We start from the raw sequence: 19429 nt of genomic DNA, 5'->3' as shown, positions 1-19429 counted from the left end.
AAACATCCATCCTCGCAGCGTGATCACCATACGTTCTCAAAAGTCGGACAGATTCAACACTTTCGTGTCGTGACGCCCGACCGGGGCCTCGACATTGCTTCGAGATCTGGGCCTTGCTGGTTTCGTCGCCGTCGTCGGGCTTCAATCTGGCCAGCAAGCCGTCGCCACGATCATGCAGAGCGGCCTGTCCATCTTCCTGGCTGGCGTCATCGTAACGATTGTGCCGCTGATCATCACCATGTTCGTCGGCCGATACGTTTTGCGCTACGACAACGTCGCCGTTTTCGCCGGAGCCCTCTCGGGGTCGCGCAGCGCCAACCCCGCATTTGGGGAAATTCTCGACAAGGCCGGAAACTCGGTTCCGACTACACCTTTCGCCATCACCTACGCCCTTGCCAATGTCTTCCTGACCTTGCTGGGGCCTCTCGTCGTCGCGTTTGCTTAAAGAGATCGGAGATAAGCCATGACTGACTACAGCCAGTTTGCCAAACTCAGCCCGTTCGAACTGAAAGACGAACTCATCAAGCTTGCATCGAACAAGACCGACGTGGTCATGCTGAACGCGGGTCGTGGGAACCCGAATTTCCTGGCAACTCTGCCACGACGAGGGTTCTTCAGACTTGGCCTCTTCGCCGCCAACGAATCGGAGCTTTCGTTCTCCTACATGCAGCAGGGAATCGGGGGGCTTCCGCGTATCGAGGGCATCGAGGCGCGGTTCGAACGCTTCATCGCCGACAACCATGATCAGGAAGGCGTGGACTTTCTCCGCCGCGCCATCAGCTATGTTCGTGACCAGCTCGGGCTTTCGGCCTCTGACTTCCTTCACGAGATTGTGGAAGGGATCCTCGGCTGCAACTACCCGGTACCACCGCGCATGCTCAAGGTCAGCGAGGCGGTCGTCCGCCAGTACCTCATGAAAGAGATGGTGGGCGGCTACATCTCAGCCAAGGACGTGGATGTCTTCGCGACCGAGGGCGGCACGGCCGCGATGACCTATCTCTTCGACTCGTTGAAGCAGAACCATCTGGTGAAGAAGGGCGACAAGGTTGCCATTGGCATGCCTGTCTTCACGCCGTACATCGAAATACCGGAGCTGGACACCTATGGGCTGGGGGAAGTTGCCATCAACGCCGATCCCGACGCCGGCTGGCAGTATCCAGACTCAGAACTCGACAAGCTCAAGGACCCGGCGGTCAAAATTTTCTTCTGCAGCAATCCCAGCAATCCTCCGTCCGTGAAGCTGGATGAGCGCAGCCTCAAGAAGATCGCCGATATCGTGAAAAACGACCGCCCGGACCTGATCATCCTGACAGACGACGTCTACGGAACGTTCGCAGACAACTTCAAGTCGCTCTTCGCGGTATGCCCGAACAACACCGTTCTCGTGTATTCCTATTCCAAGTATTTTGGTGCGACCGGGTGGCGGCTCGGAACCGTGGCCATTCATCATGACAACGTTCTCGACGCGGCCATCTCCAAACTGCCAGGGGACGCAAAGTCCGCACTTGAAAAACGGTACGCCTCGATCATCACCGATGTGTCATCCCTTACGTTCATCGACCGACTGGTCGCTGACAGCAGAACCGTAGCCCTGAACCACACGGCAGGTCTCTCGACACCTCAGCAGGTGCAGATGGTTCTGTTCTCCTTGTTTGCACTCATGGATGAGCGCGAGAATTACAAAACCTCGCTCAAGGGCGTCATCCGGCGCAGGCAGGCGGCGCTCTATGCTGAACTGGGCATTGAAATGCCCGACAACGAGAATTCCGTCGACTACTACACGCTCCTCGATCTCGAGAAGATTTCGCTCAAGCTTTACGGCCAGAAGTTTGCGGCCTGGGTGAAAAAGGAGTTCTCGGCCAACGAACTGCTGTTCCGGATAGCAGATGAAACCGGCATCGTTCTTCTGCCTGGCAGAGGCTTCGGCACCCAGCATCCGTCCGGGCGCGCATCGCTGGCAAACCTCAATGAGTTCGAGTATGCGGCGATCGGGCGATCGCTACGCAAGATGGCGGATGAATATTATGCCGTATTTTTGAAAACCCAGAAAGCCGACTGAATGTAAGGTCACCGGGCCTTCGGGTTCGCGCAAGGAAGCGACCTCTGCTCCCCCATCAGGGAGCAGATACAAGAATTGGCTTCAAGACGCCCCCAGTGGACGTAGCGCATCAACGCGACCCTTAACCGAAGACCCGAATGAATCCGATCAAGCCGTCGGCGAAACGATGGAAACGTGGAGTCATTAGCCCCGATAGAAGACGTGTCCAAGAGAATTGTTGGGAAAAACGCCGCCTAAGAGCGGCCAAACACGTAATGAGCTTGCCGCTGTTTCCGGGTACAACAATTGAGATCGTATACTGTGCCGAAGTTGGACGACTTCGTTAGAGACCTGAAGCCTTGGTCAAATTAACGCGGAAGCGATCGCGACGACGTTGATATCGGCGGGTCATTTCAGCCGAAGCGTGGCCCAACTGCTTTTGCACATATCGTTCGTCGACTTCGGCAGACGAAGCGAGGCCCGCACGTAGCGAGTGGCCAGAAAACTTGGAGGCCCGCTCGGCCTCGCTCAGATCGCCACGAACGCCAGCGGCCATCGCGGTGCGTTTCACCAATCGCGCGACCTCCTTGTCGTTCAATCGATCCGGCCCGACAGCCTTTCCATTTGCAGTAACGCGGCGGAAGAGAGGACCATGCGCGAGCTTGGCGAATTTTATCCAGGTTTCGATTGCGGCAACAGGGCAGGTGGCGTCGGATGAGCCGCGGCCGATCTCCACCTCTCGCCACCCTGTCTTGCCTCGCAGGGTGATCAGCATTCCTTTGTCGAGAATTTCGATCCAGCCGCGTCCGTCTTCCGTCTGGTCAGCCTTCAGATCGAGGCCGACGATCTCCGAGCGGCGAAGTCCGCCCGCATAACCGATCAGCAGCATGGCTCGATCGCGCAAACCACGTAGCGTGCCTCGGTCGAGGGTTTCGATCATGGCGAGAATATCCTCGACCATGACCGCTTCCTTCTGGACAGGGGGCCTCGCATGGCTGTTGCGGATCCCGGCCATTACCGTTGCTATGTGCCTGTCTTTGCGATCAAGGGTGAGGCCGCGTTGAGCATAGTTCCAGGATAGGGAAGACAACCGCCTTTCGATCGTCGATACTGAGTTCGCTTTACCGCGCCGCTCTGCCGCGCCTGATGCGCAGGCGGTCACATAGAGTCCAACCGTCCGGGGATGTGGGGGGAGGGGGGTGAGATTGGATCGCCGGCACCAGGCGGAAAAGTGCTTCCAGTCAGAAGCATATGCTTTTCTGGTGTTCGCGGAACTGGCTGCGTCCACGTAGCCGCGCGCGCGATCGGCGAGATCTTGTAAATGTGCCGGGAAGTCGGGTGTCGATTGCGCGACAGGGGAGGGGAGGTCAGCGTCGGTCGACAACACAAGCCCGGGCGCATTGTGTTTCGATATCGCGAGGTTCACGCCGGTTACATCTCCCATGGATTGATCACCGTAGCATCCGTGTCTTCGAAATCCTCGACGTTGCGCGTGACGAGGATCAGGTCGTGGACGATCGCGGTAGCGGCGATCAGGCCATCGACATCACCACGCGGACGGATCGTGGCAATGCGCCCCCATTCGACAGCGATTTCGTCGGTGACCGGCAGGATGCGGTCGAGGTGATCATGGCGCAGTTTGCGTAACCATTCAGCGAGGTGAGCTGCCGCGCGCGGGTCCGCTTTCTGCTTCAGGGCAATGCCGCGCATGACCTCACCTAACGTCAGGGCGCTCAGGTAAACGCTCAGAGGATTGACGGATCGCAACCATGACACTGCCTCTGCAGTACCGCGTCGGGCTTCTGAAACGATGTTGGTGTCAACGAGGTACATCAGAAAGCAACGTCCCGGCTGGGGGTTTGGCTACGCGTCTCGACCGCCTTCACGAGATCGTCGTCCCAAACCGGGCCGCCGAGGAGTGCATCAACGACTGTGGGTCGGCCAGCACGCAGGGCATCGTAATCGCGTGCGGATAGTACTACGGCAGTCCGTTCGCCGCGAACCGTGATCTCCTGTGGCCCTTCATGGCGGGCTTTCTGAACAACTTTCGAGAACTGGTTCTTAGCATCCTGTAGCTGCCAATCCATTCGTCCGTTCCAATCTGGCTAGTCTGTCTAGCTATATATATATGATAGGTCTGCCGCGATTAAAAGCGCCCTGTGGCAGGCGAGGGAAGGTTTGCGCAATGTCTCAGCCCATTCCAACGCCTATGCAATTATGTCCGATAAGGCAAGATTATCCATCATTATAGAGGAGAGACAAGCCGTGCGGTTATAAGGCAAAATGCTGGCATTGTCCGCACATTTGGTCTAACCTGTTGGCCATGGATTCGCCCGTCGCCTCGTCTGTTGCCGCCCCGACGTTCACGACCGCGTTGCCCGGCTGGGCCCTGCCGCGTGGCCGCGAGCCGGACGAACTCGCTGCCGCCTTCGCCGCCGGCATCGCCTTGAAATCGCTCGACGATCTTGTCCGCTCTGCCTCCATCTGGGCCGGCTGCTGGCGTTCTCGCCAGGCCCTGAAATGTGCCGCCGTCGCGGTCCGGCTGATGGGCCGCAGCGAGAATGAGCCCGCGTTGCGGGACGCGCTTTTGCTCACCGCAACTGGCGACGATCCCGGCCCAGCCGGAAAGGTGTTTTTGGCCACCAAAAGGCTTTCCACGCGAAAACCCGCCTTTTCCTCGAAAGCGGTGGCCGAGCTCGCCGACCTGTTGGGGCTGGCCTGGGACGATCGGCTGGCCGCGGCCGTCGACTATGCCGATGACGCGCTGCAATCCGGTCGCCCGGCGCCGCTTGCCGCGGCGGACCTGGTCACGGCCATCCATGCCGTGCGGCCGGATGCCGAGCCGCTCGCTTGGATGCTCGCCGATAGGATGATCGCCGCGCTGCTGAAATGGGATTGTGCCGTGCCGCTGCTGATGGCCGAGCGTTATGGCTCCGCCTTTAAGACGCTTGGGGGCAGGGGCCGCGTGCGCCCGGGTGATGCCGCCTTCGCCCGCGCCGTCTGCCTCGCTGTGGTCGAGGGGACGAGCGCGGCCTTGCGCACCGCTGGCGAGATCGCCCGTCGCGCCGAGACGCTGCGCACCGCGGCGCCAAAGGTTCGGACGAAGGGCGCCGGCGCCGTCATCGAGGCCCTGCTGAACGAGGACGCCGTGGCAGCCTCGGCGCCCGGCAGCAATCTCTCACGCTGGGCGGCGACCCGGCTGTTCGAGAGACTGGAAGGCTTTGGCGGCGTGCGCGAACTGTCCGGCCGCAGCGCGTTCCGGATCTATGGGCTGTGACGATGGGTAAGCCGGATGAACCTGGCAAAACACGGACGTCTCGGAAGAAGGACGCAAGCGAACGCTTGTTGGATCGGGAGCTGGTGAATCTACCGCCGGAGCTGCGCTGGCGGGAATGGATGCTGCGCGTCGAGGCGGTGATCTTTGCCGCGGCCGAACCGGTCAGCCGCGAGACACTGGCGCGTGTCGTCGGCAAGGACTGCAGCATCGATTTGCTCATCGATGACCTGCGCGAGGAGTTGAAGGGCCGGCCCTATGACATCGTCTCTGTCGCCGGCGGCTGGCAGCACCTAACACGTCCGGCCTACGCGTCCGCGATCCGGGCGTCGCAAGCGTCGACGGGGGGAGGGCCGCCGGCGCTGTCCGACTTCGAGGCGATGGTGCTGGTGGCGATCGCGTATTTTCAGCCGATCACCCGCGGCGACCTGTCAAAAATCTTCGGCAAGGAGGTCAGCCGCGACACCATCGCCAGCCTGCGCAATGCCAACTTTCTCGCCTCCGGCCCGCGCAGCCCGACGCCGGGCGCGCCCTATACCTACGTTACGACCAAACACTTCCTCATCGCTTTCGGCATGGAGACGCTGCGCGATCTGCCCGACATCGAGGCGCTGGAGGATGCCGGGCTGCTCAGCCGAACGGCTGCTGCTCCCGACCGTGAATTTCCGGACGCCGATGACGTCGAACCGTAGCGACAGGGGTTCGCTAGCCGCCCACCGTCGCTGAATATCGGCCAGCGCGTGGTCTTCATTTACGATAAAGTATCGGTCATCCCAGCGTAGCAACCGTTGCCTTTCTTGCCTCCTCCACTTCCTCGAAGTGTCTTTCGAGATCGCCATGAATGGGCTTGTCAGGAACTGGCAGCGACAAAAGGTGCCGCCAGCGCTTGTCTATCGCCTCGAGTGAAACTTCGTCGATCAGTCCGCGCTTGGTCTGGCTGGCAAACAGGTGCCTGAGCTGGGTGGGAACATCCTTTTTTTCCTCCAGACGTTTCGTGATCCACAGGGTTACGTCCACCAATTCCAATCCGGCGCTTTCATCGCCGGGCGTAAATGTTGGTGGGACTTCCGGCATCATCGAATAATCGAACTTTGGCATACCTGGACCGAAATCGGTGTTATGTTTGACGGCCCGGAGGCTCTCGTACCAGCTCGCAAGTTCGCCTTGTGCCTTGTTGAATTCGGTCTGGCGATCAACCGTGATCTTGCGGATGGAGCGCCCCTTCCTGTTTGACTGCACGGCCATGACCTGCATAACCTGCTGAAAGCCGACTAGGTTCGGTGAAATCTGCAGGGCCGTGTCCTTGTTGCCAACGCCATACTCGATCTCGAACGGGTTCGCCGCTGCCCACTTCAATGCGCCTGAAACAAGTTCTCGGGAGCGTGCGTCGGGAAGCCGATCGACACGAGAAAGCAGAGCATTGCAGATTGTAACCAACGCGGACGCGCTCTTCGCCGAATTGGTTTCCCTACGCGCTGCCCAAGCGTCTTTCCTCAGTTGGTCATCGAAGAGGAATGCGACCTTCATTAGCATTGGGTAACGAAGGGGAGTGAAGTAGTGATGCCAAGACACGGCCTTGTTCATTTCGGAGTCGAACACCTGGTCATAGAAGCTGATCACCGCGTGATCTTCTTTGGTAACCTTGAGCAGAGAGAATCGCAGGTCGTGTTTCTTGCTGAAGTCTGCGATCCGTTTTGCTATCGGGATAAGGCGCCCTACACCGAGTTCGGCGGCGTGGATACGCCTGACGCCCAGTTCCTTCCTGAGCTCTGTCAGCAAGGGTTCAGCAATAACATCAAGATTGGCCGAGCAGCCGAGCACTCCATAGAACAGCTTGGGTTGGTTTGCGTCGAATAGGTTAAGACCGGTATTTCCGCTTTCATCGATGTAGTAGTACATGGCTTGTCCCAGGGTTTAGTCGTACCGCGGCAGTGGCGACACCGTAGTCAAAAGACAACGTCCAATCTCCGGTTTTTGCAACGGGTCGTTTTTGATCTTCGGGTTGCCATGGCGATCACGGCGCAGAAGATACAGGGTGCCGTCACCTTCTACGAGTGCGGTGAAATCCGTGAATACTTCCTCAGTAGAGTCTAGAACATCTGCTACAAGCGTATCAAAAGGTCTCGACTTGCTGTCCCGGCCAAGTTAGGACAAGGCTGTAGTCTCCTCCCTTGAACATCGTCATGACATCCTTACGCTGCTGGGGGTTCTCGATCCGGTGATCCCATTCGAGAATGTGGTCGAGCCGCGAAAAAGTGTCTTGGCGAAGATACGGATTCTTCCGACGAAACTCGGGATCTGCGGCGTGCTCCATCTGCACCCGGAAGGTGTTGCGGAGTGCGACGAACTCTGACACGGCCTCCTTGGCATGACGGTATCGCCAGTTTGAGGCTGACATCTCTCCGGCCTATATCGAGTGGCCCCGGACCGCCCAGCACCGGGCCATACCAGCAAAAGGTGCCAGAGCGGCGTAGAACGTCGAGCGACCCCTGAAACGTCGTCGGTCCCGATCCGTCATAGACGACATGGACGCCCTCTCCATCGGTCAGGCGCAGCGCCTCTTCGGCAAATCGCCCTTCCGTGTCGACAATGACATGGTCTGCGCCCACTTCCCGGGCGACGGCGACCTTGTCCTCAGATGAAACCCGACCGATCACCCGGCCACCGCGCAACTTGATGATCTGGGTCAGGAGCAGGCCGACACCTCCTGCCGCAGCGTGAACGAAGGCAACATCACCGGGCTGCACCGGATAGAAGTCGGTCGCGAAATGGCTGGCGGTCAGCCCCTGCATCATGATCGAGGCCGCCGTTCGATCGTCGACCGCATCGGGAACCGGCACCAGCGACGTTGCCGGGATCGCGATCCGCTCAGCATAACTGCCGGGCGCATAGACCCAGGCGACACGCTGGCCGGGCTGAACAGCCTCGACGCCTTCGCCGACTGCCAGAACTCGACCGACGCCTTCGACGCCCAGGATCTTGGGATTGGGCATGTCAGTCCAGGCAATCCCCTGACGCACGCCGATATCCATGAAGTTGACCCCGGCAACCGCGATCTCGACCAGCGCCTCGCCCGGCCCGGCGACAGGCTCCGGTCGCTCGATCTGCTCCAGCACCTCGCGGCCACCGGTCGCGGTCATCACTACTGCTCGCATGTCTTTCTCCTATCTTGAATGATCGTTCCGCAATCGGTCAAAAAGGGGTCAGCGCAGCGCGCGCATGACCATCTCCTGCAGGGCAGCCAGGGTTGATCGGTCGGCGCCGCCACGCCCGGCGACGCGGATCCCGGCGATATTGGCGATCAGGAATTGCGCGAGAGCCTCGGGATCGAGGCTGGCTGCAACATCGCCCTCACGCTGCGCGTCGCGCATGCGGGCGACGATGGCCATGTGCAATGTCCTGCCCAGTGCCGCATGGATATCGACCAGGTCCGGCCGCGAGGCACCGAACTCGCAGGTCGAGCCGACGCCGAGACAGGGCGTGTACGCTGTCTCCACGACATGGCGCAGCATGGCGGCAATCCCGTCGATGGCGCGCGCGCCGCTGCGAAGCGCCTCGAAATGCGCCGCGCATTCGCCCATGCCGTAGCGCCGCACCGCCGCGCAATAGAGCTGCCACTTGTCGCCGAAGGCCGCGTAGAGGCTCTGCCGCCCGATGCCCATGGCGTCCACGAGCATCTGCGCCGAACTGCCCTCATACCCATGCTCGCTGAACACGGCGATCGCACCGTCCAGGGCAGCATCCGTATCGAATTCTCGAGGTCTTGCCATAAGCCATGTATAGCGATTCTGGAACGATCATTCAAGTTTGGCGGCTCGGTTTTGCTTTCAGCACAATTTGCGGGTGGCAGTGGCCGTTAGGTGAGGATCGCCCGATCGTCAGATCTTCAAGGCGCGCAATCGCAGCGAATTGCCAATGACGCTGACGGACGACAGCGCCATCGCCGCCGCAGCGATGATCGGCGACAGCAGCAGTCCAAACGTGGGATAGAGCGCCCCCGCCGCGATCGGCACGCCTGCCGCATTGTAGATGAAAGCGAAGGCGAGGTTCTGGCGGATGTTGGCCATCGTCGCCTGCGACAGGCGTCGCGCGCGGACAATGCCGGTGAGATCGCCCTTGAGCAGCGTTACCCCCGCGCTCTCGATGGCAACGTCGGTCCCTGATCCCATGGCTATGCCGACATCAGCGGCGGCGAGCGCCGGCGCGTCATTTACGCCGTCACCCGCCATGGCCACCACCTTGCCCTGCGCCTTCAGGCGCTCTACCACCGCCGCCTTCTGGTCCGGCAGCACATCGGCCTCGACCTCATCAATGCCGAGCTTTCTGGCGACGGCTTCGGCCGTGGTGCGATTGTCGCCGGTCAGCATGACGATGCGGATGCCTTCGGCATGCAGGGCCTTCAGTGCCTCAGGCGTGGTCGCCTTGATCGGGTCGGCGATGGCGAAGATGCCGCCGATGGCATTGCCTATCCCGATATAGATCGCCGTCGCACCGTCGCGGCGCAACTCATCCGCCTGCCCGGCGAGCGACGCCGTATCGATCCCATGCTCGGCGAGAAAGGCGGTGCTGCCGAGCACCACTTGCCGTCCCTCGATCACGCCGACCGCGCCCTTACCGGTCGGCGAGTCGAAATCGGCGACATCGGGGATGGCGATCTTTCGTTCCTCGGCAGCCGCCACGATCGCGCGCGCAAGCGGATGCTCCGAGGCTTTTTCAACACCTGCCGCCAGCCGCAGGATGATCTCCTCGACAAATCCCGGCGCCGCGACGATCCGGGTCACCGCCGGTTTGCCTTCGGTAAGCGTCCCGGTCTTGTCGATCACCAGAGTATCGATCTTCTCCATCCGCTCGAGCGCCTCCGCGTTCTTGATCAGAACGCCGGCGGCCGCCCCCTTGCCGATACCGACCATGATCGACATCGGCGTCGCAAGCCCGAGCGCGCAGGGGCAGGCAATGATCAGCACGGAAACGGCCGCGATCAGGCCATGCGCCAGACGCGGCTCTAGCCCCCATACACCCCAGGCCGCGAAGGCGAGCAGCGCTACGGCGATGACGACCGGCACGAACCAGCCCGACACCTGATCAGCCATGCGCTGGATCGGCGCACGCGAGCGCTGGGCATCCGCGACCATCTGGACGATGCGAGCCAGCATCGTGTCGCGCCCGACTTTTTCCGCCCGGATGACGAGCGCGCCGGTCTGATTCAGCGTCCCTCCTACGACCGCTTCGCCGACTACGCGCGTCACCGGCATGGATTCGCCGGTCACCATCGATTCATCGATCGATGAGCGCCCCTGCTCGACCACGCCATCCACCGGCACGGTTTCCCCGGGCCGGACCCTGAGCCGCTCGCCGATCGCAATCGCCTCGACCGGCACATCTTCTTCCACACCGTCTGCCCCGATGCGTCGTGCGGTCTTCGGCGCGAGATTGAGAAGCGCGCGGATCGCGCCGGACGTCTGTTCCCGGGCGCGCAACTCCATAACCTGACCAAGCAGCACCAGCACGGTGATGACGGCGGCCGCCTCATAATAGACCGCGACCGCGCCATCAGCGTCACGGAAAGCCTGCGGGAAGAGCTGCGGCGCGAATGTCGCGACGATGCTGTATCCCCAGGCGACGCCGGTCCCCATCGCGATCAGCGTGAACATGTTGAGGCTGCGGTTGACGATCGACGCCCAGCCACGCGCGAAGAACGGCCATCCGGCCCACAGCACCACCGGCGTCGCCAGGGCGAACTGGATCCAGATCGAGATGTGCATCGGCACCAGATGGTGCAGCGCCGGGATCAGGTGGCCGCCCATCTCCAGCAGGAACACGGGCAAGGCGAGCGCGAGGCCGATCCAGAAGCGCCGGGTCATATCGGCAAGTTCGGGACTGGGTCCGGCATCCGCCGCCGCGATCAGCGGCTCCAGCGCCATGCCGCAGATCGGACAACTGCCCGGCGCGTCCCGGCGGATTTCCGGATGCATCGGGCAGGTCCAGATCGTGCCCTCCGTTACGGCTGCCGTTAACGCCGCAACGGGGTGATGCTCATGGCGATCAAGTCTATGGGTGTGGCTAGGGTGGGAATGATCGCCATGGGTAGCAGCACCCTCATGGTGCGGCTCGGCATGCGCTACCCGTGCTGCATAATGCACGGGGTCGGCGTCGAACTTCGCCTTACAGCCGGCCGAGCAGAAGGCGTAACGCTCGCCTTCATACTCAGCCTTGTGAGCGGTCCTGGCGGGATCGACCACCATGCCACAGACCGGATCATGGTCGACGTGACCGGACGGCGTTTCGCCGTCCGGCTCATGATGGTGATGATGGCCGTGCGCCCCAGTCACCTCGGCGGCGCGTTCGCTCTTCTGATCGTCGTCGGCCATTCATCACCTTTCACACGCCGCGCGTGCCTTCCGGTCTTTGTTCACTCCTCGATCAGATGGAACTCTTCGAGCAGCTTGGCGATCTCCGTGCCTTCGAGCTTCTTCATCAGCAGCTTGCGCAGGAAGGCCGGTCCGGGAAGATCGATGCCCTTGCCGTCCCGCAGCGGACCGATCGCAGCAAGAAGTGTACGAATATCATAGGTCGAGTTGAAGACCTCCGGCACGCCGCGCTCGACATTCATCAGCGTGTAGACGGCCTCCATCGGGGTTCTCACCGAATATTCCGTGGTGAAGATGCAGTCCCGCTGCTTCGATTCCGCGAACTGGCCGATGAAGGCGAAGTTGACCGCGCCCTCCGGCACCACGTCCGGCCGGTCACCCGCCTGGCGCGGCATGAAGAAGGCGGTAATATAGGGCATCATCGTGGGAACGGTGCTGGCGCCGGATGCCGCGAGTTCGGGAATGTCCTCGACCGGCACGCCGAGGTGATAGAGCCATTCCTGGGTGATCTCCTCACCGGTGCATTCCTGCATCGGCTTCTTCACGAAGTCGCCGGGGCAATCGACAAAGAGCGCGTAGAACCAGGCGATCATCTGATCTTTGGGCTGCTTCTTGAAATGCGGCTGGCGATGAACCGTCCAGCTCAGCAGCCACGCCGAGTCCTTCACCGTGACGATACCGGCGGAGACGATCTTGCCGGTAAAGGGGTTCCGCTTGGTGATCTTCTCGACATAGGCCGGAATGCGGGCGTCGAGGGCAGTGATGGAGGCGGAGGCCCATTTCGTCTCCGGGATATGGGCGCCGAACACGTCGGGGCGGCCGAAGGCCGGATCCTTCGCGGCGATGCGGCGCCACAGGTCCCAGGCCGGCGCCGGTCCTTCATTGAGCTTCGCCGGCGTCCTGTGGTCGCCATTGTCGGAATTCTCGGTCAGCGAGCCGATCGTGATGAAGACGAGATCGTCTGGCCCGAGATCGACGCCGCCTTCGACGCCGCGCTCTTTCCAGTGAATGCGGGTCGCTTGCTTGCGGCCGGGCTGGATGTCGAAATCGACATCGGTGACCTCGACGCCGTAGCGGAACGTGACGCCGTGATCGGTCAGCCACTTCACCAGCGGCAGGACCATCGATTCATACTGGTTATAGCGGTTGAACTTGAGCGAGGAGAAGTCGGCGAGACTGCCGATATGATGGATGAAGCGGTGCAGGTAGAGCTTCATCTCCAGCGCGGAATGCCATTCCTCGAAGGCGAACATGGTGCGCCAGTAGAGCCAGAAATTGCTTTTGAGGAAGTCTTCGCCGAAGACCTCGTTGATACGCTTGTTCTCCATCTCCTCGCGCGTCGCGAGGAAGACCGAGAGCAGGTCCTTCTGGGCCTTGTCGTTTAGCGTCAACAGCGCTTTGTCGGGCACGTCCTGGCCCTGGTTCTGCGTCGTGCGCTGGAGCGAAAAGTTGGGATCGTCCTTGTTGAGCCGGTAGAACTCGTCGAGCACGCTGGCGTCCTCGATCTCCAGCGAGGGGATCGAGCGATAAAGGTCCCACAGGCACTCGAAATGTTCTTCCATTTCGCGGCCGCCGCGAATGACGAAGCCCTTTTCGGGCACGTCCAGACCATCGAGCGCGCCACCAGGGATTTCCAGCTCTTCAAGGATGGTGATGCGGTCGCCGGAAACGCCGCCGTCGCGGATCAGGAAGGCCGCGCCGGCAAGCCCCGCCAGCCCCGAACCGACAAACCAGGCCGTCTTCTTGTCGGCGCCCTCGGGCTTGCGGGGACGCACGAAGGCTTCATAGTTTCCGCTGCTATAGTGCATGGCGAACTCCTGTTCTTCTTGTTGGGATCAGTCTGCGGAGGGCTTGTAGCTGTAGAAGCCTTCGCCCGAGGCGATGCCGAGCCTGCCCTTGTCGATGTAGTTTTCCTTCAGCCAGGCGGCGAGCGACTGAGCATGCTCGTCGCCATGCGAGAGGATGTTGTAGGGGGTGTTCAATCCGATGATGTCGTAGATCTGGAACGGCCCCATCGGCGCGCCGGTGGCGATCCGCCAGACCTTGTCGACATCTTCCGGCTCGGCATAGCCGCCGGCCGCCAGATCGGCGGCCGCGTTCAGGAGCGGCACCAAAAGCGAATTGAGGACGTAACCCGCTTTCTCCTTGCGCACCGGGATCGGCACCATGCCGATGGCGGAGGCGAAGGCGATCAGGGCATCGAACACGGCCGGATCGGTGTCGTCCGTGCCCATCACCTCGGCGGTGTTGAACTTCCAGATGCTGTTGGCGAAGTGCAGCGCCAGAAACCGGTCCGGTCGGCCGGTGTAAGCCTTCAGGTCGCTCGGCAGCAGGGTCGAGCTATTGGTGGCGAAGATCGTCCTGTCCGGCGCGAGCCCCGCCAGTTTCTCGTAGAGCGCCTGCTTGATCGAAAGAACCTCCGGAACCGCTTCGATCACGAGGTCCGCGTCCGCGACGGCCGCGCCGAGATCGCTCAGTAGAGCGATCCGCTTGAGCGCCCCGGCCGCCTTGCCGCCAGCCGCGCCCGACACCTCGTTCGTGTAGGTTTCGACGAGCGCCGCCAGCCGTGCGCGCGCCTGTTCGAGCGCTTCCTCGCTGATGTCGTAGGCGACAACATCGAAGCCGCTATAGGCCGTCTGGAAGGCGATCTGGCTCCCGAGGACTCCCGTGCCGAGAACCGCCACTTTCCTGATATCGCTCATCCAATTTCCTTCTGCGCGGTATCGTCACTTAGAAACGGAGCCGCCACCTCCACCGGGACGCGGGCCAGCTTGCCGGTTTCCCGATCGACCAGGGCCAATTGGGTCAGCGAGGCGACGATCGTCCGGCCGTCTTCGGCATGGAATTCGACACATCGTGCATAGCGGGCACCCCGCGGCGCTCGGACGACCCAGGTGATCGCACTGACCTCGTCTCCCGCCCGGACATTGCCGCGATAGTCCACCTCATGGCGCAGCACGACCGCGACGAACCGGTCGCGATCCTGCGGCCGCGCGGCCGTCAGCCAATGCGCCACCGACGCATCCTGAATCCAGGTCACCCAGACCGCATTGTTGACATGGCCGAGTTCGTCGATGTCGGCGTCCCGGGCGCGGAAGCGGATATGGAAGCGCCGATGCTCATCCACCTCGCCGACGAGTGGGTGTCCGTGCTCATCGCAGCCGATGCGTCGACGATCTGAAACGATCCCGCTCACGAATACGCCTGCTCCTCATGCGACGAACCCAGTCCTGCCATGGCGCGGAAGAAGCCGACGAGCATCTCGTCGCGCGGCATGGCGCCTTCGACATCGCCCTGCACCGCCAGTCCCATCCAGAGCGCGTAAAGACCGATACCGGTGTGCATCGGCGGCAAGGCCGGACGAAGTGCGAAGCGTTGCGTCAGATCGGCGACGAGCTCACCGAACATCCGATAGCAGGCCGCCTTGCCCTCCCGGTGCCGCTCGGCGAAAGCCGGATCGCGCCGGGCATGGAGCTGCAATTCGATCGAGAGCAGTGACCATTGTGCCTCGTCGGCCAACTTCGCGAGCCGCGCGGCCAGCACCTGCAGCGTCGCCTCGATATCGTCGCCGGAGCAGTGCGCGACCAGGTCGCGAAGCAGTGTGACCTCGTCCTGGATATGGCTTTGCAGGATCTCGACCAGCAGATCATCCTTGCTGGCGAAGTTCGAGTAGAAGGCGCCCTGCGAATGCCCTGCGGCGCTGCAGATGTTGCGAATCGACATGGCAGCGACCCCCTCCTCGATAATCGAGGAATGCGCGGCCGCGATCAGCCGGTCCCGCGTCTGGCGCTGCGTGTCCTTGCGCGTAAGCGGCATGGGTTCGTTCTCCAACCAACGGGCGAGACGTGCGAAACCTTTTCGGAGGTTCCGCGTTCTCAGTGAAACCAGATATCAACTGATATCCGCAATCAACGGCGATTTCGACCCGAAATCGTTCCTGGGCAACGAAATCTCAGTGTGAAGGAGCGCTCTTGGCTCAAACCTACATTGGCTATTCCCCGGACGTGGAGGTTCTCGGCGAGGACGAGGAGCGGCTGACCGCCGAGATCCTCGAGATCATGGCCACCACCAACCGGCGGGCCTTCGAGCGTCATCGCCACGCCGTGCGCGACGCCCATGCCAAAAGCCATGGGTTCCTGAAGGGCGAACTGATCGTTCACGAACTGCCCTCGCATCTGCGCCAGGGCTTGTTCGCCCGACCCGCCAACTATCCGGTGGTGATCCGCCTCTCTTCGGCGCCGGGCGACATCCACTCCGATACCATTCCCGCGCCGCGTGGCATGGCGATCAAGGTGATCGGTGTCGATGGCGAGCGGCTTCTCCCCGAAGACCAGGGCCACAACCAGGATTTCCTGCTCGTCAACATCCCGACCTTGAGCTTCGGCACGATCGGTAAATATCGCCAGCTCATCAGCCTTCTGGAGAAGAATGCCCAGAACCCGGCCTTTCTCCAGCGAGCGATGGCTGGGGTCGCGCGCGGCGTGGAGGCGGCAGTCGAAGCGGTCGGCGTCGAGCCCGGCGCCACGCTGCGCGGGCTCGCTCGCGACAATAACCATCTGCTGGGCGAAACCTATCATTCGATGGCGGCGATCCGCTTCGGCGACCATATCGCCAAGATCAGTGCCGCGCCGTTCTCCGACAACGTCCGTGCACTGACCGGCAAGGATGTCGGCGCGGTTGAGGATTCCACCATGCGCGATCTGGTGGTTGAACATTTCCGCGAGCAAGGCGCAGAGTATCAGCTCCGTGCTCAGCTCTGTGCCGATCTCGACAGGATGCCGGTCGAGGACGCCGCCGTGCTCTGGCCGGAAGACCTTTCGCCGCACCAGCCGATCGCGACCCTGCGCATCCCGCCACAGGAGGCCTATTCGCCGGCGCGGCGCGTCTACGGCGATGATGTGCTGTCGTTCAATCCCTGGCACGGTATCCGCGATCATCAGCCACTCGGCTCGATCATGCGCGTGCGCATCGCCGCCTATGAACGATCCACCCGCTACCGCCACGAAATGAACGCGCAACCGCGCGTCGAGCCGGCGAGCATCGACGTCATTCCGGACTGACGATCCGATCGTCACACGCAATCACGAAAGGAGGCCAGCCATGGCCGAGACCGAAGAAACCCCGCAGATCGATGAAACCCGCTTGCAGGCCATCCGCCGCCGCATCGAGGAAGTGGTTGGCGATGCGCCACAGCTCGCCAAGCTCGCCCTCGAGCAGATGGTGACGAAGCATAATCCCGACCTCAAGGGCACAGCCGGCTCGGCCGGTCGCGTCGGCGCGCAGTCCGGCAATGTCTCCGAGCTCACCGCCATCGCCAACCTCAAGCCCGGCGGCGCGGATCGGCTGAAACGCATATTCGGGCTGGTGAACGGCAATTTCGACGGGGCGCAGAAGGTCGGCACGCTGCACAACATGCGGTTCGTGTTCTTCGACAACGACACCCGCATCCTGTTCGCCACCGCCTATGACGGCGACTGGGACACCTATATCAACGACTTCGCCACCAAGATCCCCGATCTGATGGACCTGATCTTCGCCTCGGTCGAGGGTTGGCCGGGCATCGCCAGCCCCGAGGTCAAGGACTTCATCGCCGAGCATCAGATCACCGCCGCCGGCTGGTTCGTCGCCAATCCGCAGGTCACCGTCGTCGATGTGCGCCGGCTCCAACGGCTCGAACATGCCGTCAACGAATTCCTGGACAAGGTGGGCTGAGCCATGGCGATCCTTCAGAAACTAAAAGAGCACTTCTCGCGGGATAGCGTCACGCTCGACCTGCAGGACATCCAGGCGCTGATCCTCAGAAGCCGGCCGGAACCCTATGTCGGCGTTCACGCCATGCTCCATTTCGACGAGGCAGCGGGAGCCCGCAATCTTCTCGGCCGGCTGGCACCGCATATCGCTTCGGCCGACAATTGGAGCGAGGATCTCGATTTCTGGATCGGCGCTGCGCTCAGCTTCGAGGGTCTGAAGGCGCTCGGCGTTCCCGACGCCCAGCTCAAGACCTTTCCGCTCCCGTTCCAGCAGGGCATGGCCGCACGCGCGGAGCAGCTTCGCGACTTCGGACCCAACGCGCCGGAAAACTGGGAAGACGTGTTCAAGCCGGGCAACTGCCATCTCGCGCTGACCATCTACGCGGTCGACGATGATGCGCTCGACAAGGCGCTGGCGACGGCGCGCACCGAACTCGACCGGAGCAGCGGCGTCACCTTGCTCGGCGAGCACCGCTTCGGCGCGCCGGACGGCGCGAAAAACCCGTTCGGTTTCCGGGATTCGATCTCCCAGCCCGCAGTGGAGGGCAGCGGCGTTGATCCGCTGCCAGGCGAGGAGCGGCCGATCAAGGCCGGCGAATTCATCCTCGGCTATGAGAGCGAGAACGGCCAGCCGCTCGGCATGCCCGAGCCTGCGGTTCTCGGAAGGAACGGCACCTTCGTCGTAATGCGCAAGTATAACAGCCGGGTCGGTTGCTTCAACGCCTTCCTCAAGGCACATGGCGACACGCCGGAGGAACGCGAGCGCCTTGCCGCCAAGATGTTCGGGCGCTGGCGCTCCGGCGCACCCTTGACGCTGGCGCACGATCACGACGATCCCGACCTCGGCGCCGATCCGCAGCGCAACAACGACTTCACCTTCAAGGACGATCCCAAAGGCCGCGTCGTGCCGCTCGGCTGCCATATGCGACGGCTCAATCCCCGCGATTCCGAGTTGACGCTGCTCACCGACGTCAACATCCACCGCATCATTCGCCGTTCCTCGACCTTCGGGCCGGTTTATTCCGAGGATGTGGGGCCTGAGGACGATGCCAACGGCGATCGCGGCCTGTTCTTCATCTTCATCAGCGCGCGTGCCTACGACACGATCGAGTTCATGCAGCAGGAGTGGATCAACCGAGGCAATTTCGTCGACCTTGGCGAAGAGCGCGATCCGATCGTTGGCCTGCATGAGGATGATGGCCGGTTCACGATCCCGCAGGCGCCGGCGCGCAAGCGCATCGACGGTGTGCAGACTTTCAATGTCATGAAGGGCGGCGAATATCTGTTCATGCCAAGCCTGTCCGCGCTCAAATGGCTGGCGGCCGGGAGCTGGGGTTAGGAACCCGCCGGTCAGTCGTTGGCCTTTGTGAAGATGAACGTGCAATTCATCAGGATCGCTGCGTTCGGCCTCACCATGATCTTTGCCAGTCGCGTCTGGCCCGATCGGTAATCCTGACGTCTGCAAAAACTGCCTCTAACGCATGATCGGCGAGGACGCTTCGGTCATCCGGACCGCTTGAGCGCAGGCGTTTCGGATCCCGGGTGGCTTTTGCTCTTCATAAGAGCTTGTCCTTCAGCAGCGTCTCAAGCCAATCGGCAAATACCTGCAGCCGGTGTGAAAGGTGCTGGCGGTGGGGATAGAGTAACGTCATAGGCATCAGCTCGGCTCGATGGCCGGGCATCACCTCGACCAATTCTCCCGCCTCAAGATGCTGTTTCACGTCATAGGCTGGGATCTGGATCATGCCGAGGCCTGCGAGGCAACAGGCGATGTAGGCCTCGGCGCTGTTGACAGTGACCCGCCCGCGCAACGGAACCCGATGCAGCTTCCCTTGCTCCAGCCACTCCCAATCCTCAACACGGCCGCTGGTCGGAGAAGCATAATTGACCGCCCAGTGATCTCCCAGATCTTCAGGAGAGCCTGTCGATCACGATGGAAGCAGCCTTCTGCATCGAGGCGGTGGAGGAGGCACTTGCCCGTCATGGCAGGCCGGAAATC

General features: G+C 61.9%; 17 protein-coding genes and 2 pseudogenes. 7 read left to right on the top strand and 12 right to left on the bottom strand.

Annotated elements, in window-relative coordinates:
* Window positions 1-91 precede the first annotated feature (91 nt).
* Together P7F60_RS29895 and P7F60_RS29890 are read left to right on the top strand one after the other, a co-directional pair.
* Window positions 92-445 (top strand): annotated as a pseudogene (locus tag P7F60_RS29895) (aspartate-alanine antiporter); the annotation flags it as partial.
* 18 nt (window positions 446-463) lie between these two features.
* Window positions 464-2059, top strand: a complete 1596-nt coding sequence (locus P7F60_RS29890) for a bifunctional aspartate transaminase/aspartate 4-decarboxylase (protein WP_277921144.1) — start codon at window positions 464-466, stop codon at window positions 2057-2059.
* A 322-nt stretch (window positions 2060-2381) separates the two neighbouring features.
* On the opposite strand, the gene P7F60_RS29885 is transcribed toward P7F60_RS29890, so the two are convergent.
* From P7F60_RS29885 to P7F60_RS29875, 3 genes are read right to left on the bottom strand one after another with little or no spacing between them, the layout of a single operon-like run.
* Window positions 2382-3482 carry a site-specific integrase gene (locus tag P7F60_RS29885; protein ID WP_277921143.1) on the bottom strand — a complete coding sequence of 367 codons (1101 nt, stop codon included), beginning with the start codon at window positions 3480-3482 and terminating at the stop codon, window positions 2382-2384.
* A complete protein-coding gene (locus P7F60_RS29880) occupies window positions 3470-3871 on the bottom strand; it encodes a type II toxin-antitoxin system VapC family toxin (RefSeq protein WP_277921142.1) in 402 nt (133 codons plus the stop codon). Before P7F60_RS29880 ends, P7F60_RS29885 begins: the two co-directional genes overlap by 13 nt.
* Window positions 3871-4125, bottom strand: a complete 255-nt coding sequence (locus tag P7F60_RS29875) for a type II toxin-antitoxin system Phd/YefM family antitoxin (protein WP_277921141.1) — start codon at window positions 4123-4125, stop codon at window positions 3871-3873. Before P7F60_RS29875 ends, P7F60_RS29880 begins: the two co-directional genes overlap by 1 nt.
* A gap of 236 nt (window positions 4126-4361) precedes the next feature.
* On the opposite strand from P7F60_RS29875, the gene P7F60_RS29870 reads away from it, so the two are divergent.
* Together P7F60_RS29870 and P7F60_RS29865 are read left to right on the top strand one after the other, a co-directional pair.
* Window positions 4362-5315 carry a DUF1403 family protein gene (locus tag P7F60_RS29870; protein WP_133037094.1) on the top strand — a complete coding sequence of 318 codons (954 nt, stop codon included), beginning with the start codon at window positions 4362-4364 and terminating at the stop codon, window positions 5313-5315.
* Between the two features lie 2 nt (window positions 5316-5317).
* Window positions 5318-6004: an SMC-Scp complex subunit ScpB gene (locus P7F60_RS29865; RefSeq protein ID WP_133037093.1), complete on the top strand. Its 687-nt coding sequence runs from the start codon at window positions 5318-5320 to the stop codon at window positions 6002-6004.
* 76 nt (window positions 6005-6080) lie between these two features.
* Here P7F60_RS29865 and P7F60_RS29860 read toward each other — a convergent pair whose 3' ends face one another.
* The 8 genes from P7F60_RS29860 to P7F60_RS29825 all read right to left on the bottom strand — a co-directional run bounded on the left by P7F60_RS29860 (window position 6081) and on the right by P7F60_RS29825 (window position 15496).
* Entirely contained in the window at window positions 6081-7211 is a 1131-nt protein-coding gene (locus P7F60_RS29860; RefSeq protein WP_272809171.1) for a DUF3800 domain-containing protein, read from the bottom strand.
* A 293-nt stretch (window positions 7212-7504) separates the two neighbouring features.
* Window positions 7505-8467: a quinone oxidoreductase gene (locus tag P7F60_RS29855; protein WP_277921140.1), complete on the bottom strand. Its 963-nt coding sequence runs from the start codon at window positions 8465-8467 to the stop codon at window positions 7505-7507.
* A gap of 48 nt (window positions 8468-8515) precedes the next feature.
* Window positions 8516-9082 carry a TetR/AcrR family transcriptional regulator gene (locus P7F60_RS29850; protein WP_037093117.1) on the bottom strand — a complete coding sequence of 189 codons (567 nt, stop codon included), beginning with the start codon at window positions 9080-9082 and terminating at the stop codon, window positions 8516-8518.
* A 108-nt stretch (window positions 9083-9190) separates the two neighbouring features.
* Window positions 9191-11680 carry a heavy metal translocating P-type ATPase gene (locus P7F60_RS29845; RefSeq protein WP_107341352.1) on the bottom strand — a complete coding sequence of 830 codons (2490 nt, stop codon included), beginning with the start codon at window positions 11678-11680 and terminating at the stop codon, window positions 9191-9193.
* Between the two features lie 41 nt (window positions 11681-11721).
* Window positions 11722-13488, bottom strand: a complete 1767-nt coding sequence (locus tag P7F60_RS29840; RefSeq protein WP_035219816.1) for an oleate hydratase — start codon at window positions 13486-13488, stop codon at window positions 11722-11724.
* 27 nt (window positions 13489-13515) lie between these two features.
* A complete protein-coding gene (locus P7F60_RS29835; protein WP_046407406.1) occupies window positions 13516-14382 on the bottom strand; it encodes a 3-hydroxyacyl-CoA dehydrogenase in 867 nt (288 codons plus the stop codon).
* Window positions 14379-14876 carry an acyl-CoA thioesterase gene (locus P7F60_RS29830; RefSeq protein ID WP_277921139.1) on the bottom strand — a complete coding sequence of 166 codons (498 nt, stop codon included), beginning with the start codon at window positions 14874-14876 and terminating at the stop codon, window positions 14379-14381. Before P7F60_RS29830 ends, P7F60_RS29835 begins: the two co-directional genes overlap by 4 nt.
* Window positions 14873-15496 carry a TetR/AcrR family transcriptional regulator gene (locus tag P7F60_RS29825; protein ID WP_277921138.1) on the bottom strand — a complete coding sequence of 208 codons (624 nt, stop codon included), beginning with the start codon at window positions 15494-15496 and terminating at the stop codon, window positions 14873-14875. The genes P7F60_RS29830 and P7F60_RS29825 overlap by 4 nt, the downstream gene beginning before the upstream one ends.
* Window positions 15497-15684: 188 nt before the next feature.
* Here P7F60_RS29825 and P7F60_RS29820 point away from each other — a divergent pair, with 188 nt between their 5' ends.
* From P7F60_RS29820 to P7F60_RS29810, 3 genes are read left to right on the top strand one after another with little or no spacing between them, the layout of a single operon-like run.
* Window positions 15685-16740, top strand: a complete 1056-nt coding sequence (locus P7F60_RS29820) for a catalase family protein (RefSeq protein WP_046407435.1) — start codon at window positions 15685-15687, stop codon at window positions 16738-16740.
* A 40-nt stretch (window positions 16741-16780) separates the two neighbouring features.
* On the top strand, window positions 16781-17392 hold the full coding sequence (locus P7F60_RS29815; protein WP_035219808.1) for a hypothetical protein: 612 nt from the start codon (window positions 16781-16783) through the stop codon (window positions 17390-17392).
* A 3-nt stretch (window positions 17393-17395) separates the two neighbouring features.
* Window positions 17396-18769 (top strand): Dyp-type peroxidase, encoded by a 1374-nt coding sequence (locus P7F60_RS29810; RefSeq protein WP_050746443.1) that lies wholly within the window; start codon window positions 17396-17398, stop codon window positions 18767-18769.
* Window positions 18770-18986: 217 nt separating this feature from the next.
* Here the strand turns inward: P7F60_RS29810 and P7F60_RS29805 are convergent.
* Window positions 18987-19349 (bottom strand): annotated as a pseudogene (locus P7F60_RS29805) (LysR substrate-binding domain-containing protein); the annotation flags it as partial.
* Between the last annotated feature and the right edge of the window lie 80 nt (window positions 19350-19429).

The sequence above is a fragment of the Rhizobium sp. YJ-22 genome (assembly GCF_029601685.1).
GTDB lineage: Bacteria > Pseudomonadota > Alphaproteobacteria > Rhizobiales > Rhizobiaceae > Metarhizobium.
This window is presented reverse-complemented; position numbering and strand designations above follow the sequence as displayed.